Genomic DNA, 13391 nt, shown 5'->3' with positions numbered 1-13391 from the left:
AATCTCGAGAGTTAGTCAGCTTTCGAGTACGACGAACGAGTGCCCCGGCACCACTGTTGCGGACGCGGTCTCGTCCTGTGTCGGCGGATCCCACCAGAGGATGGGGGTTCCGCCGGCCGGGACCGAGGCCGCGTCCGTTCCCAGATTGCACACGATCTGTAATGCGCCGCGGCGCAGGGTGATCCACTGGTCGTCCTCGTCGTAGTCGACGTGCAGGTGCCCCAGCCAAGGGTCGGTGATCTCGATTCGCTTCCTGCGCAGGGCAAGTAGATCGCGATAGCAGGCCAGGACGCGAGCGCGTGTCTCGTCGTCTCGCTCGTCCCAGTCCAGTTTCGATCGCAGAAATGTCTGTGGGTCTTGCGGATCCGGAATGTCGTCACTGTTCCAGCCGTGCGCCGCGAACTCCGCTTTGCGGCCTTTGGCAGTGGCCTCGCCGAGTTCCGGTTCCGGATGCGAGGTGAAGAACTGGAACGGCGTGGTCGCTCCCCATTCCTCGCCCATGAACAGCATCGGCGTGTACGGCGATAGCAGGACCAGCGCCGCCTTGATCGCCAATTGTCCTGGCGTCAGATAGGCGCTCGGGCGGTCCCCGATCGCGCGGTTGCCGATCTGATCGTGGGTGCACGTGTACGCGAGCAGGGCGCTGGCGGGCTGATGCGTGATGTCGATCGGCCGGCCGTGAACCCGTCCACGGAACGAGGAATACGTTCCGGCGTGGAAGAAACCGCGCCGCAATGTATTTGCAAGGGATTCCAAGGATCCGAAGTCGGCGTAATAACCCTGGCGTTCGCCGGACACGGCCGTGTGAATCGTGTGGTGGATGTCGTCGTCCCACTGCGCGTCCAAGCCGAACCCGCCGGCCGCTCGTGGCGTGATCAGAGTGGCGTCGTTGAGATCACTTTCGGCAATCAACGTGAGCGGTCGGCCCAGATGGGCCGACAGTGTTTCCGTTCGGACGGCGAGTTCCTCGAGGATGTGCGTTCCGGTGTGATCGACCAACGCGTGGACGGCGTCGAGGCGTAGACCGTCGATGTGGAAATCGCGCATCCATCGCAGGGCATTCCCGATGATGTACTCGCGAACCTCGCCCGACTGCGGACCGCCGATGTTGATCGTTCGGCCCCAGGTGTTCGCTCCATCGGCAATGTAGGGGCCGAACTTTTCGAGGTAGTTGCCCGACGGGCCCAGGTGGTTGTAGACCACGTCAAGAATCACGCCGAGTCCGCGTTCGTGGGCCGCATTCACCAAGCGTTGCAATCCGTCCGGGCCACCGTAGATCTCGTGGACCGTGTACCAGAGCACACCGTCGTAGCCCCAGTTGTGAGTTCCGTTGAAGCCGTTGACCGGCATGATTTCCACGAAGCCGACGCCGAGGTCTACCAGGTGATCGAGACGTTCGATCGCGGCGTCGAATGTTCCTTCGGGGGTGAACGTTCCGATGTGCAGTTCGTAGACCGATGATCCTGGGAGTTGTCGTCCGGTCCACTGAGAGTCGGTCCAGGACGCCTCGTCGAGCTGATGCAACTGGGAGCGAAGGTGCACGCCTTCGGGCTGGCGTGGTGAACGCGGATCCGGGAGTATTTGACCGTCGACGACAAAGCCGTAGCGAGCGCGGTTGTCGCAGTCGACCTCGGCGCGCCACCACCCGTCGTCGGTCCGGTCCATCTCGTGCGTGATGCCGTCGACTTCGACCCGGACCGATTCCGGTGTGGGCGCCCAGACCTCGAAAGTATGCACACGATCAGCATGCCTTGTTCGGCCGGATGTGGCAGCCCGGCGGGCTGGTTCCGTCGTCAAGGACTGTTTCTATCCGCAGGTGTTGCCGGACGGTGCAGACAGCGTGATCAGTTTCGGAGCGGGGGCGCTGCAGCATCCGCCCTCGGCTTTCCCTGTGTCGGTTTCTGCTGTGTCAGGTTCGTCGAAAATACCTGCGCCGCCGCAGACTCCGGTCTCCGGAAGGATCAACTCGACGCGGGCCGCTGCTTCGTGATCGCCGGCGAGCTCGGCCGCGATGCTGCGAACCTGCTCGTAGCCGGTCATCGCCAGGAAGGTGGGTGCTCGGCCGTAGCTTTTCATTCCTGCCAAGTACACCCCCGGCTCCGGATGGCGAAGCTCCTTCGCGCCATGCGGGTAAACGGTGCCGCACGAGTGGACGTTCGGATCGATCAGCGGAGCAAGCTCGACCGGTGCTTGTAAGACCGGGTCGAGGCCGAGTCGAATTTCCGAGAGCCAGGACAGATCGGGGCGGAAGCCGGTCAGCGCTATGACGTTGTCCACGTTCTCGATGCGATCACCCGCATCGGAGGCAAGTATGAGTTGTCCCGAAGGGGTAGTTGTCACGTCTGCGGTGCGGAAGCCGGTGACGACTCTCAACAGGCCATCCTCGACGGCCTTCTTTGCGCGCAATCCCAGGGCGCCGCGCGCGGGCAGTTCGTCAGCGTCGCCGCCTCCGAATGCAGAGCCGATGTTTCCTCGGCGGACCGCCCAGGTGATGCGGGTGCTCGGAGCCTGCTCCGCCAACCCTGACAGCGCAACGATCGCCGTCAGCGCGGAGTGGCCACTACCTGCGATGACCGTGTGTTTTCCGGCGAACTGTGCCCGCACAGCCGGATCGTCGAGATCAGGAACCCGGTACCGGATCGCAGTACCCACAGCGCCTTCGCCGAGTGCAGGAAGACCTTCACCACCGAGCGGGTTGGGGGTGCCCCAGGTGCCGGACGCATCCACAACGGCCTGGGCGAACATCCGATCCTCGGTTCCGTCCCGGCGCCGCAGGTGAATCGAGAGGGGTTCGCTGTCGCGTCCGGCGTCGACGACCAGGTCACGTCCGCGTCGAGCTACGCCGATCACCTCGGTGTCGAACTGGACCAGGTCGGCGAGGGCCGAGGCGAGTGGTTCGAGGTAGAGCTCGCGCCATTGCCGGCCGGTCGGATAGGTCTGCCCGTCGGGTGAGCTCCATCCATTCTGGTCGAGGAGCCGCCGCGCGGCGGGGGAGACGAGTTCGGACCACCGGGAGAACAGTCGAACGTGATTCCACTCGGAGATCGCAGCACCGGCTGTGGTTCCGCGCTCGAATACAAGGGGTGTGAGTCCGCGCTCGCGCAGTTCTGCCGCGGCTGCCAGGCCGATCGGGCCGGCCCCGATCACGACAACGGGTAGGGGGTTCATTTTCGCGCCTTTCATCGACGATTATCGATCTACGGGGAACTGTATCGACGATCATCAATGTAGGCAACCATCGACAGCTGTCGATATAGTGGAGAGATGACTTCGCTGCAGACTCCGACGGTGCGAGTCGGAGATTCGGACTCGGATCAGATCCGTTCTTCCGTCCTCGCGCAGGGCGATGCCGATACCTACGCGCAGTGGTTCGCCTGCCTTGCCGAGCCGATGCGCGTCCGATTGCTTCACCGGGTAGCGAGCGCGGTCGGTGGTATTACCGTCGGAGCGCTCGCCGAGGCGTTGGGGATCGGGCAACCGACGGTGTCGCACCACCTGCGCAAGCTCGCCGATGTGGGTTTTGTGACCATGCGTAAGGAAGGGACGAGCACGGTCGTCGCGATGAGTCCGACGTGTTGCGTTGCCTTGCCGCAGGCGGCGGATGTGGTGATGGGAGTCCTTGCTCCGCGTCCGTGCTGCCCGAGTGATCTGCCCGACGATGTCTCTGTCCGGGCCATGATCGACGATGACTGGGATGCGGTTCGCCGTATTTACGGCGAGGGTATCGACACCCGAAATGCCACCTTTGCCGCTGAGGTCCCCTCGCGTGAGCATCTCCACGAACGGTGGCTGCCGCAGCATCGATGGGTGGCGACTATCGGGGGTGTTGTTGTCGGATGGGCTGCGTTGAGTCCGGTTTCCGAGCGTGACTGCTACCGCGGGGTTGCCGAGAACTCCGTGTACGTTGCGGACGGCATGCGTGGTCGTGGCGTCGGAAAGGCGTTGTTGCGCAAGCAAGTCATGGCCGCCGACGCCGACGGACTCTGGACTCTGCAGACGTCGATGTTCCCGGAGAACCGTGCCTCCATCTCGCTCCATCATTCGGCCGGGTTTCGAACGGTCGGCCTTCGCGAGAAGATTGCCGAACTCGACGGCGTGTGGCGCGACACTGTTCTGCTCGAGCGTCGAACGGCGATCGCCGAGGGATGAGTCCGGGATCCGGCTGACCGGATGCCCGATTGCGCGTTGATTCGATATCTGTCAATATCGAAGAATGTCGAATCAAGAGCTGCCGGGCTCCGAGGCTTGCTGCACCCCGCTCGTTCGTGAACCGTTGACCGAGGATTGGGCCGGCGACTTGTCTCGGATGTTCAAGGCCCTCGGCGATCCGGTTCGTCTCCGCTTGCTCAGCTTGGTGGCAAGTCACGAGGGTGGTGAAGCCTGCGTCTGCGACATCTCCGACTCGTTCGACTTGTCTCAGCCGACTATCTCGCATCACCTGAAGGTGTTGCGCCAGGCCGGGCTGCTCGATTGTGAACGACGCGGGACCTGGGTGTACTACTGGGTTATTCCGGCTGCGCTGCAACAGCTTTCCGCCGTTCTGCTGGTAGAAGGTGCGAGCGTGAGTGCCGCGGACGCTTGCGCTGAGGTCACCGCATGAGCAACACCGCTGCCACCACCGAACACCCCGAAGTCGTCGGAAAACTCTCCACCCTCGACCGCTATCTGGCGGTCTGGATCGGCGTGGCCATGGTCGTCGGCCTGCTGGTCGGACGCTGGATCCCCGGTGTGAACACTGCCCTGGACAAGGTGCAGATCGACGGCATCTCGCTACCGATCGCCCTCGGTCTGCTGATCACGATGTACCCGGTCCTGGCGAAGGTCCGCTACGACCGCCTCGACACAGTCACCGGGGACAAGAAACTCCTCGCCGGCTCCCTGTTCCTGAACTGGGTTCTCGGCCCGGCGCTGATGTTCGCCCTCGCCTGGCTGTTTCTGCCTGACCTGCCGGAATACCGAACCGGTTTGATCATCGTCGGTCTCGCTCGGTGCATCGCGATGGTGATCATCTGGAACGACCTGGCCTGCGGAGACCGCGAAGCCGCCGCGGTGCTGGTCGCCATCAATTCGGTGTTCCAGGTGATCATGTTCGCCGTGCTCGGTTGGTTCTACCTCTCGGTCCTGCCCGGGTGGCTCGGCCTCGAACAGACCACCATCGACACCTCGCCCTGGCAGATCGCCAAATCCGTTCTGATCTTCCTCGGTATCCCGCTGCTGGCAGGTTTTCTGTCCCGCTTCTTCGGCGAACGCGCCAAAGGCCGCGACTGGTACGACAACAAGTTCATCCCCAAGATCAGCCCCTGGGCGCTCTACGGTCTGCTGTTCACCATCGTCGTGCTCTTCTCGATGCAGGGCGAACAGATCACCTCCCAGCCTTGGGATGTCGTCCGGATCGCGCTGCCCTTGCTCGCGTACTTCGCGCTCATGTGGGGCGGAGGCTACATCCTCGGCGCCGCAATCGGATTGGGCTATGAACGCACCACGACCCTGGCGTTCACCGCCGCGGGCAACAACTTCGAACTCGCGATCGCGGTAGCCATCGCCACCTACGGCGCCACCTCGGGGCAAGCTCTTGCCGGTGTCGTCGGCCCACTGATCGAGGTACCGGTGCTCGTCGGGCTGGTCTATGTCTCCCTTGCTCTACGCAAACGCTTTGCAGTCGAAGAGGTTTCATCCAGTCGAGAAAGAGCGAGGTCATGAGCAAACCATCGGTGTTGTTCGTCTGCGTCCACAATGCCGGTCGATCTCAGATGGCCGCGGGATTTCTGAGCCATCTCGCAGGCGACGCCATCGAGGTCCGTTCCGCCGGATCCGCACCCGCCGAGACCGTCAATTCGGCAGCGGTCGAGGCGATGGCAGAGCGCGGTATCGACATCTCAGCGCAGTCTCCGAAGATCCTCACTGTCGACGCCGTCCAGGATTCGGATGTCGTCATCACCATGGGCTGCGGCGACACGTGCCCGATCTTCCCCGGCAAGAGTTACCGAGACTGGGTTCTCGACGACCCGGCCGGACAGGGCCTTGAAGCAGTTCGCCCGATCCGTGACGAAATCGAGCGGCGCGTTCAAGCCTTGATCGCTGAACTCACCACTGCAGCGAAGTCTCCCTGACCGATCCGGGAATCGACAGGATCATTCGCCGGTGGGCTCGATGTGTTCGGCACCGAGGACGGAGAGTCGGTATTCCTGTGCGTCCTGCTCGGTTTCGAAATCTTTCTCTTCGAGGAGATTCCGGTCGGCGTCGAGGTATCGGTAAGTAGTCATTCCTCCACCGTGTCACTGATGAACGATTCGTGCTCGGATACCGGTTCGATTTCGTCGACGGCTATTTGAATCAGCCTTCCGTAGCGCCGGATCAGATCCTCCGACGACAGTGAATCCTCACCGAGGAGTTCGAGCGTCCGCATGCCGGTGGCCAGTCCGAGCAGCAGTGAGACGACGATCTGGCTGCGTACCAAACCGGGCTCCGTGTCGCCGATGCGGCGCGCGATCCCGTGAACGTATCGTTGCTTGATCTCGGCCCGAGCGGCGGCCGGATCTGGCGCCTCGTGAACGTGTACTGCGAGCATTGCCCACGGATCGGTTTCATCGGATTCTCTACGAGCGACAAGTTTCTCGACCAGTTGACAGCCGATGTCTCCGGTGGCGTCGGCATTCGGATCCTCGTCCATCGGAGGTGCGGACGGGATCGCAGCCGAGTACAGCCGAGCTTTGCTGCCGTAGATCTTCATGACCAGGGCAGGGGAGTAGCCGGCTGCGACCGCGATGTCCTTGATGGTCGTCGATGCGTAACCTCGTTCCGCGAACAAGGCTTTCGCTGCTGTGAGGATGCTGGCTTCGCCGCTGCTCATGTCGCTCGCCTCCACCTCGATACCCGATCGCCATGCGTTCGGTTGCTCATACTGGCGTTCATACTGTCGTCAACGGCTCGGCATCGACGGGTACGTCGAAATCGACGACGGTGGACTGCGCGATGACCGCTATCTGACGAGCCAATGTGCCGTGTCCGCTCTCGGTCAGCGCGGTCAGGATGTACCGGCCGGATGTGGGAAGTGCGATTCCGTAGTGCCCGGTTCCGTCGGTGACCGTGGATGCGACGAATTCGCCGGTCGGTTTCGTGAGTGTGACGACGGTTCCCGAGGTTGTTCGGCCGCCGACTCCGACCTTGCCGGAGATGGTGAGGCGGTCACCGAGTTCGACGGTGTGCGTCGATTGCGCGCTGTCGAAGCTGATTACCTGTGATCTCGGGGACCAACCGTCGGCGCTCGTGACCACCAGGTACCGGCCGGGCCGGGGTAGGGCGAGGGAGAAGTTGCCTTCGTTGTCGGCGCGACTCCAGTCAATCGGTCGACCCTCCATGTCCATCACGGTGACAACGGCCTGCCGGATCGGTCGGCTGTCGGCCCGGATCACACGACCGGCAACCACAATTTCCGTTTCGGACACGGCGGCGTCGGGAAGCTCGAACCCTTCCGGGGTCACCGGGCGAAGTGCCGCTTCCGGTTTTGCGCCGCGGCGAGGAATGAACGCAGCGGCAGCGGCAGCAGCCACGGCGGCGAGGGCGGCCAGCCAGAAGATGTTCTTGAAGGCGTCGATCGACGGAAGGCCCTCGCCCGGCCCGGACGGGATGACCATCGAAGTGAGCATGGCGGCAACCACCGCGCTGGACGTGGAAGTACCGACTGAGCGGAGCAGCGAATTGAGGCCGTTTGCCGACGCGGTTTCAGTAATCGGAACCGATCGCATGATCAGCATCGGCATCGCGGAGTAGGCGATTGCGGTTCCGATGCTGACCACCGCCGCGCTGATGATGATCAGTGCTATCGAACCGGTCAGGAACACTCGCGCGATGTAGGCGAGCGCGAGCACCGTGCCGCCGACGATCAGGGTGATCTTGGCTCCGAATCGCTTCGTGATGTTCGCGGAGACGGGCGCGAAGAAGACCATCGCGAGGCCTGCCGGAATCATGCACAGTCCGGCCGCCATCACGCCCAGTTCGAAGCCGTAGCCGGAGATCTTCGGCATCTGAAGTTGTTGGGTGGTGGAGAGGTTGTTCGCGTACATCGAGAAGCCGACGAGGATCGAGGCGACGTTGGTCAGCAGAACAGGCCGCTTGGCCGACGTTCGTAGATCGACCATCGGCTGGGTGACGCGGAGTTCGTAAGGGAACCACAATGCGAGAGTCACGATTCCGATGACGAACATCAGCAATGTCAGTTCGCTCGTCCATCCCCAACGGGCGCCCTTGGAGATGGCGAGGAGGATCGCCGTGAGTGCTGTCGAGAGCATGACCGCGCCCAGGAAGTCGAATTTGCCGCGGGTACGAACACTCGATTCCGGGACGACGACGGCTACCGCGATGATCAGCAGGACGCCCACGATCGCCGAGAGCCAGAAGATGGCGGGCCAGCCCAGATGCTCGAAGATCAACCCGGACAGCGGGAGCCCGAGTGCGCTGCCGATTCCGAGAGTGGCACTCATCAACGCTGTTGCCGACGCCACCTTCTCCTTGGGCAGTTCGTCCCGCATGATGCTGATTCCGACGGGGATCATCGAGATCGCGAAGCCCTGGAGACCACGTCCGATCAGCAGGGCGACAAAGTTGCCGCCGATCGCCGCGACCAGTGATCCGACCACGATCATCGTCATCGAGATCAGCATCATGCGTCGTTTTCCGAACATGTCTGCCAGGCGGGAGACGATCGGAGTGGCGACGGCACTCGTGAGGAGCGTGACGGTGACGAGCCAGGAGGCGTCGTCAGCGCTGACGCCGAGGATCTTCGGGAAATCGGGCAACAACGGAATGACCATCGTTTGTTGCAGCGCGACCACGGTGCCGGAAAGACAGAGAATTGCGGTAATGAGCCGACTTGAATGGCGAGTGGTCGGAGACGAGTGCAATGCCAAGAGACGGTCCTTCACGCGGCGATGGTGAACAGGAATTCACCCATGAGTGAACCACTGTTCACCCGTCGCTGTCACCTTCGGTGAATATGCGATTTCTCACGACGGCAACTCGCCCCAGGGTTTCCGAGTCGGCATGGCGGGAACAACGTCAGTGGTTGGTCTGCGCCTGCGCGAGCGGGCAGCGAGGAGGAGTGATGCATGCCGAAGTGGGTGACCGTCTCCACGTCCAGGGGCGCGTGGTGGGGCAGGCGGAGGTAACTGCCGAGGTTCTCGAGGTGCACGGCGAGGACGGCGGTCCTCCGTATCTGGTCAGGTACGACAATGGCCACGAGGCGTTGGTGTTTCCCGGTAGCGACGGCTGGATAGATCACCCCGGAAAAGGCTCCTGAGCTGCACGATTCTTTCCATGCATGGTCGTTGCATCGAATGCGGCTAAAGTGTGCGCAATGGAGGGCAGACGCCAGTACCACTCCCGCGTGCGTGAAGCTTCCGCGCAGCGAACGCGTGAACTCATTCGTGATGCGGCGACGGCCTTGTTTATTCGAGACGGGTATGTCAAAGCCACCGTCAAGCAGATTGCCGCCTCGGCCGGCGTCGCCGATCGGACGGTGTTCACAGCCTTCCCTGGCGGGAAACTCGAGATCTTCGAAGCGGCCCTCGCTGCGGCGCTCGATGCCGAAGAGGTTCCACTCGGCGCGCCGAACCTGGCCTCGGACCCCGATGACGTTCGCCGGATCGTCTCCCAGATCGTGGCTCAGGGCATCGGACTGCTCGAACGTGCAGGCGCTCTGATGATGGTCGCGGTCGAATCCTCGGGTGCGGATGCCGACATGCGTCGACTATCCGAGGAGTCGTCGGATCAGTCGGCCGTCAATGCGATGTCGATAGCCGAGGGTCTCTCCGAGCATGGCTTGTTGAGGCCTGAGATTTCGCTCGAGAAAGCTGCGGGCATACTTGCCGCTTTCGTCTCGCCTCAGCTTCATCAGCAATTGCGTCGGGTCTGTGGATGGGACGTCGATGCGTACCGAGGATGGCTCGAGTTCAACATTCGCCAGAATCTAATGTACTAATTGGTCTGTTTTCGTTAGCATGGCGAGGGTTTTTTATTCTCGGGAGGAATCGCCAGCGTGCCCTATGCCTTGTTCGGCCTCATCACGATGTTGCTGTGGATTTTCTGCATCGTCGACGCCATCACGAGAGATGACGCCTACATCCAGTACCTACCCAAGGTCGTCTGGATTCTGATCATCATCTTCCTTCCTACTTTGGGATCGGTTCTGTGGCTGGTGGTCGGGCGCGGACAGAACGCGCCCCGCGGTTACGTCGGCCCAACCGGTTACGGCGAATACGAGCGCCCGGGACGTGCCGTTGCGCAGGATCCGGCGGCGGACGAAGCCTTCTTGCGTCAGTGCCGCGAGCGGGCGGAAGAGCAGCGTCGAATTGCCAAGCAGCAGCGCCGCGACGGCGACGCTGATCGGATGTGAGTTATCGGTAGGCCGTGAGTCGGTCCAACACGAGCCGAAGCGGCGGCCAGGACGATCGGCCGCGACGCGTCACCGCATAGGCAGTGAGGATGACGGGCGGATCGACGAGTGGTTCGACGCGCACGCCTTCGCGAGTCTTGCGTTCGAGCGGCATCAGCCCCACGCCGTAACCACTGAGGATCAAGAGTTCGACCAAGTCGAGACTGTCGATCTGGTGAGTGATCCGAGGGGTGAACCCGGCCAGCGACGCGAGGGTTCGCACAGCGCGCTCGTCTGCCGTGTTGCGTGAGTTCACTATCCATGACGTGTCGGCGAAGGCGCGGAGATCGATTCCGGATTCTGTGGACTTGTCGGGAGCTTTGGCGTCGTCGGGAACACACAGTCCCCAGGGCGTCGACCAGAGCGGAATTGCTTCGAGTAGTGGGCTCGGCGACGCGGGGGCAAGGTTGTAGTCGTACGTCAGTGCGAGGTCTAGATCGTCGCGTTCGAGGAGTGCAAAAGCCTCGACGGGTTCGTATTCGTAGATCATCACGTCCACCTGCGGGTGACTGCGTTGCAGGCTTCGAGCGACGGGGAGCATCGCGGTTCTGATCGCAGTTGCGAATCCGCCGACTCGCAGGGTCCCCACCGGTTCCGCGTCCGGATCGAGGTCCAGGCGAGCTGCATCGACGGCTGCCAGGATGGTGACGGCATGATCGGCCAGTCGTTGACCGGCCGGCGTCAGCCGCACCCGGCGACCGTCGGGCTCGATCAGTGCGGTACCGGTCTCCGCGGTCAAGGCCGCGAGTTGTTGGGACACTGTCGACGTCGTGAGGTTGTGCGCTTCGGCGACCGCACGCATCGAACCCAAGCGGGAGAGTTCGAGGAGGAGATGGAGTCGACGGGTTTCCATCCTTCGATCATTCACTAATCGTGAACATAATGTAGGTCAAAATCGCGTGGACACGAACGGTTGGCCTCCCGTTCAATTCAGCTATGGATACGAAAGCGCGGGCCGGAGTGGGCCTGGCTGTTTTGGCGATGTTGTGCGTGCAGCTCGGGCTCGCCGTGTCGGTGGGCCTGATCGATCAGCTCGGCGCAGACGGAGCGGCGTGGCTACGACTCGCCTGGGCAGGCATCATTCTTCTGATCATCGTCAGGCCCCGCCCTTCGGCGTTCACTCGCAAGGCGTTTCTGGCTTGCGTGGTTCTGGGTGTGGTCACCGCAGGCATGACGCTCCTGTTCATGGCAGCGGTGGAGCGCCTTCCGCTGGGAACAGCAAGCGCATTGGAATTCTTGGGTCCGCTGACGGTTGCTTTGCTCCGGGGGCGTGGCCGCGTTCTGTGGCCGATTCTGGCAGGCGTGGGCGTCGTGCTTCTCACCGAACCGTGGGCCGGGACAGTCGATCTGGTCGGTGTGGCGTACGCACTCGGTGCGGCGCTCTGCTGGGCGATGTACATTTTGCTCACCCAGCGCGTCGGCGACGAGGTTGCCGGTATCAACGGGCTGGCGGTGTCGATGGCGGTAGCCGGGTTGGCCGCGACAATTGCCGTAGGCCACTCGGCTATCGGGCGGCTGACTCCGCATCTGATTCTCGTGGGCCTCGGACTCGCGATCTTGCTGCCCGTCGTGCCGTTCGTTCTGGAGATGGTCTCGTTGCGAAGGCTGTCCACGGCGGCGTTCGGCACGCTGATGAGTCTCGAGCCTGCTTTCGCGCAGCTTATCGGTCTGGTTGTGCTGCAACAGGTTCCGAGTGTTCTGGCCGTGGCAGGTATCGCGTGCGTCGTCGTCGCAGGAATCGGCGCGGCCCGCGGTGGTGCTCGGGATGGTGCTCGGGATGGCGCCCGGAAGCCGACTGAGCCACCCTCCGATTCCGAGCGAACGTACCTTTCGGCGCCTTCATGAGACCGAGAGTGCCGTTCGCTCAGGTCGCGTTCGCTCAGTGCGAGTGCGCCGCGGCGATTGCTCCGTCGAACACGTCGGCGACCTCGCCGAGGGAATCGAGAATCGGCTGACCGGATCGTTCGACGCGAGCCCGCACCAGCGAGCCCTCGAGCGCGGACACTGCCAGGACGGCAAGCCGTTCCGCTCGCGCACGTCCGACCCCGGACGCGATCAGTGTGTCGCGCAGTAGCGAAGTCCACTGTCGATACACCGCCTGTCCGGCGGCTGTCACGCTCTCCGAATCGGGGGCAAGTTCCAACAACACCGTCGTGATCGGCGAGCCTTCGTGGAAATCCGAATCGCTCACCCATCCGGCGAGCAACCGCGCGTACTCGCGCAGCAGCGACCCGGCGTCCGATTGGCTGTCGGCGAGTTCGGTCAGGGTGTCGGTGACCAACTGCCCGCCGACGCGGACGACCTCTTCGCCGATCTGCTCTTTGCCGCCGGGAAAGTAGTGGTACAGCGAACCTTTCGGCGCCCCGCTCGACTTGAGGATCTCGTTGAGGCCCGTTGCCGCATACCCCTGGCGGCGAAACAGATCGGCCGCAGCTCGTACGAGTGCTTCGCGGTGTTTCGGGGGAGTCGCCACGAGTTGGAGCTTAAACACCCCAGCGATCCACCACAATCTATGTAGACTGGTCTACATGGGAAATTCTGAAATGCTCGAACAGTTGCGCGCGGTCAACGCCTCGGCGGCCTTCAACCGGTGGGCCGGATTCGAAGTCACGGAGGCCGAACCGGGTCGCGTTTGTCTGCGGCTCGAATGGCGTGAGGATCTGGGCCAGTACTCGGGACACCTGCACGCTGCGCTCGTGGCGGGACTCGTCGACACCGCGTGCGGATTTGCTGCCTTCACCCAGGTAGGTGTCGTGGCGGCGTCCAACTGCGCGGTCAATTTCGTGAGTCCGGGCGTCGGAACCGCATTTGTCGCTACGGCGCGCTCGGTCAAGGCCGGGCGCAAGCAGGTGTTCGTCACTGCCGAGGTACATGCCGAACGCGAAGGCGAATCGGTGCTCGTCGCGTTCGGCACCACCCTGTTGGTTCCACTCGCCCCTAAGGCCTAGGCAAGACAGAGCTG

At 62.9% G+C, this 13391-nt stretch carries 16 protein-coding genes; 9 read left to right on the top strand and 7 right to left on the bottom strand.

What is annotated here, in order from left to right:
• Positions 1 to 15: 15 nt before the first annotated feature.
• Positions 16 to 1737 carry a malto-oligosyltrehalose trehalohydrolase gene (gene treZ / locus RHP72_RS16830; RefSeq protein WP_311093627.1) on the bottom strand — a complete coding sequence of 574 codons (1722 nt, stop codon included), beginning with the start codon at positions 1735 to 1737 and terminating at the stop codon, positions 16 to 18.
• A 69-nt stretch (positions 1738 to 1806) separates the two neighbouring features.
• A complete protein-coding gene (locus tag RHP72_RS16825) occupies positions 1807 to 3168 on the bottom strand; it encodes an NAD(P)-binding domain-containing protein (protein WP_165638797.1) in 1362 nt (453 codons plus the stop codon).
• A 96-nt stretch (positions 3169 to 3264) separates the two neighbouring features.
• Between RHP72_RS16825 and RHP72_RS16820 the strand changes: the two genes are divergently transcribed.
• The 4 genes from RHP72_RS16820 (at position 3265) to RHP72_RS16805 (ending at position 6110) form a co-directional block, all read left to right on the top strand.
• Positions 3265 to 4149 carry a metalloregulator ArsR/SmtB family transcription factor gene (locus RHP72_RS16820; protein WP_054187266.1) on the top strand — a complete coding sequence of 295 codons (885 nt, stop codon included), beginning with the start codon at positions 3265 to 3267 and terminating at the stop codon, positions 4147 to 4149.
• A 64-nt stretch (positions 4150 to 4213) separates the two neighbouring features.
• Positions 4214 to 4600 carry a metalloregulator ArsR/SmtB family transcription factor gene (locus tag RHP72_RS16815; protein ID WP_165638796.1) on the top strand — a complete coding sequence of 129 codons (387 nt, stop codon included), beginning with the start codon at positions 4214 to 4216 and terminating at the stop codon, positions 4598 to 4600.
• Positions 4597 to 5700 (top strand): ACR3 family arsenite efflux transporter, encoded by a 1104-nt coding sequence (gene arsB / locus RHP72_RS16810; protein WP_165638795.1) that lies wholly within the window; start codon positions 4597 to 4599, stop codon positions 5698 to 5700. The genes RHP72_RS16815 and arsB overlap by 4 nt, the downstream gene beginning before the upstream one ends.
• Positions 5697 to 6110: an arsenate reductase ArsC gene (locus RHP72_RS16805; protein WP_007733138.1), complete on the top strand. Its 414-nt coding sequence runs from the start codon at positions 5697 to 5699 to the stop codon at positions 6108 to 6110. The genes arsB and RHP72_RS16805 overlap by 4 nt, the downstream gene beginning before the upstream one ends.
• A 21-nt stretch (positions 6111 to 6131) precedes the next feature.
• Here RHP72_RS16805 and RHP72_RS16800 read toward each other — a convergent pair whose 3' ends face one another.
• Genes RHP72_RS16800 through RHP72_RS16790 form a run of 3 tightly spaced genes read right to left on the bottom strand, consistent with a single transcriptional unit; the run spans position 6132 to position 8921 of the window.
• Positions 6132 to 6263, bottom strand: a complete 132-nt coding sequence (locus tag RHP72_RS16800; RefSeq protein ID WP_256519392.1) for a hypothetical protein — start codon at positions 6261 to 6263, stop codon at positions 6132 to 6134.
• Positions 6260 to 6850, bottom strand: coding sequence for a TetR/AcrR family transcriptional regulator (locus RHP72_RS16795; RefSeq protein ID WP_003941800.1), 591 nt, complete (start codon positions 6848 to 6850; stop codon positions 6260 to 6262). Before RHP72_RS16795 ends, RHP72_RS16800 begins: the two co-directional genes overlap by 4 nt.
• A gap of 58 nt (positions 6851 to 6908) precedes the next feature.
• On the bottom strand, positions 6909 to 8921 hold the full coding sequence (locus RHP72_RS16790) for an MFS transporter (protein WP_165638794.1): 2013 nt from the start codon (positions 8919 to 8921) through the stop codon (positions 6909 to 6911).
• Between the two features lie 179 nt (positions 8922 to 9100).
• Here RHP72_RS16790 and RHP72_RS16785 point away from each other — a divergent pair, with 179 nt between their 5' ends.
• From RHP72_RS16785 to RHP72_RS16775, 3 genes are read left to right on the top strand one after another with little or no spacing between them, the layout of a single operon-like run.
• On the top strand, positions 9101 to 9295 hold the full coding sequence (locus RHP72_RS16785; protein WP_003941743.1) for a DUF1918 domain-containing protein: 195 nt from the start codon (positions 9101 to 9103) through the stop codon (positions 9293 to 9295).
• Between the two features lie 57 nt (positions 9296 to 9352).
• A complete protein-coding gene (locus RHP72_RS16780) occupies positions 9353 to 9976 on the top strand; it encodes a TetR/AcrR family transcriptional regulator (protein WP_311093626.1) in 624 nt (207 codons plus the stop codon).
• Between the two features lie 57 nt (positions 9977 to 10033).
• Positions 10034 to 10390: a PLD nuclease N-terminal domain-containing protein gene (locus RHP72_RS16775; RefSeq protein WP_003941757.1), complete on the top strand. Its 357-nt coding sequence runs from the start codon at positions 10034 to 10036 to the stop codon at positions 10388 to 10390.
• Position 10391: 1 nt separating this feature from the next.
• On the opposite strand, the gene RHP72_RS16770 is transcribed toward RHP72_RS16775, so the two are convergent.
• On the bottom strand, positions 10392 to 11282 hold the full coding sequence (locus RHP72_RS16770; RefSeq protein ID WP_042921818.1) for a LysR family transcriptional regulator: 891 nt from the start codon (positions 11280 to 11282) through the stop codon (positions 10392 to 10394).
• Positions 11283 to 11365: 83 nt separating this feature from the next.
• Between RHP72_RS16770 and RHP72_RS16765 the strand changes: the two genes are divergently transcribed.
• Positions 11366 to 12274: a DMT family transporter gene (locus RHP72_RS16765; protein WP_064689172.1), complete on the top strand. Its 909-nt coding sequence runs from the start codon at positions 11366 to 11368 to the stop codon at positions 12272 to 12274.
• 34 nt (positions 12275 to 12308) lie between these two features.
• On the opposite strand, the gene RHP72_RS16760 is transcribed toward RHP72_RS16765, so the two are convergent.
• Complete coding sequence (locus tag RHP72_RS16760; RefSeq protein ID WP_003941729.1) at positions 12309 to 12902, bottom strand: TetR/AcrR family transcriptional regulator; 594 nt, start codon at positions 12900 to 12902, stop codon at positions 12309 to 12311.
• 55 nt (positions 12903 to 12957) lie between these two features.
• Here RHP72_RS16760 and RHP72_RS16755 point away from each other — a divergent pair, with 55 nt between their 5' ends.
• Positions 12958 to 13377, top strand: coding sequence for a PaaI family thioesterase (locus tag RHP72_RS16755; RefSeq protein WP_230587613.1), 420 nt, complete (start codon positions 12958 to 12960; stop codon positions 13375 to 13377).
• The last annotated feature ends 14 nt before the right edge of the window (positions 13378 to 13391 follow it).

It is taken from the genome of Rhodococcus sp. SG20037, from assembly GCF_031763325.1.
In the GTDB taxonomy this organism is placed as follows: domain Bacteria; phylum Actinomycetota; class Actinomycetes; order Mycobacteriales; family Mycobacteriaceae; genus Rhodococcus_F; species Rhodococcus_F qingshengii.
Note: the sequence above shows the minus strand (reverse complement) of the source record. Positions and strands in the feature narration are given on the sequence as shown.